The following is a 1,104-nucleotide window of genomic DNA, read 5'->3' as shown; positions in this document are numbered from 1 at the left end:
ATTCGTTACCGTCCTTATTTTCTACAATAAAATCTTCAAAAATTAAATCGTTATGAAGACCTATTCTCCATTTTGGATTGAAAACAAAATTATAATCAAAAGCAAAAGAGGGAAAAGCAATCCATTCGGTTTTACCGTCACGAATTCCGTCTTTAATCATCGTATGACTCAACAACCCGCTGATGGAGTGATAGGGTTTAAAATTCTCTTTCTTACCTTCTGATTCTTGCGAAAAAGAAGAAGTAATAATCGCAAACATTAAAAAACAATAGATTTTTTTCATTTTTATATAGTATAATTAAATATTCTGTTTAGTAGCAAAGTTAAATAGGTTTAGCCAATAACCTTTTCAGCCACATTCCAACCACCAAAGCAATTACTAATAGTACTGCGAATAAATAAAAAATAGTAATTTCGGTACTCAAACCCAACAATAATGGTCCTACAAAAGCTGCAGCGGACCAAGCTGTCAAGATGTAACCCAAAACTTGTCCGTATTTTTCAGTTCCATAAATACTTTTCACAAAAGAAGGCATCGTAGCAAAACCAGCACCATAACCCGCAATAATGACATAGGTCAAAATTTGAAAAGAAATAGAATTGGTCGAAAAACTGGGTATCAAAGCAAAACAAACCACATTGATTCCGATAAAAAGCATAAAAGTGGTCCAACAGCCTATTTTGTCTGAAATACTAGACCAAAATAAACGTCCTAATCCATTAAACAATCCAATGATAGCTACAAACATCGTAGCTTGTGCAGCCGACATTCCCACGACTTCTTGCCCTAAAATAGCCGCTTTGGAGATGATGGCAATTCCGCCACAAACGTTTAAGAACAACAATAACCAAAGTGCCATAAAACGTTTGTCTGTTAGGATTTCTTTTGGAGTTAAATCGATATGAGTGTGGTGTGGTGTGCTCGTACTTTCAGGATTTGCCAAATATAATGCGCTCAACAACATGCAAATTCCGTAGCCAATTCCAAGTGTGGCAAAAGCGCCTGATAATCCCATAGAAGCAATTAAAGGCCCAATTAAAAAAGAAGCCAATAAGGAACCTAAAGCAAAAGACATAATGATAATTCCGGAAGCCAATCCCGGT

The 1,104-nt window shown here is 35.8% G+C and carries 2 protein-coding genes; both read right to left on the bottom strand.

What is annotated here, in order from left to right; genetic code table 11:
* Positions 1-283, bottom strand: a 283-nt coding sequence (locus EKL98_RS16950; RefSeq protein ID WP_148104469.1) for a hypothetical protein, incomplete at its 3' end; no start/stop codon positions are given.
* Positions 284-323: 40 nt separating this feature from the next.
* On the bottom strand, positions 324-1,104 hold a 781-nt coding region (locus EKL98_RS16945; protein WP_126563234.1), incomplete at its 5' end, for an MFS transporter.

Source organism: Flavobacterium bomense (assembly GCF_003970355.1).
This window is presented reverse-complemented; position numbering and strand designations above follow the sequence as displayed.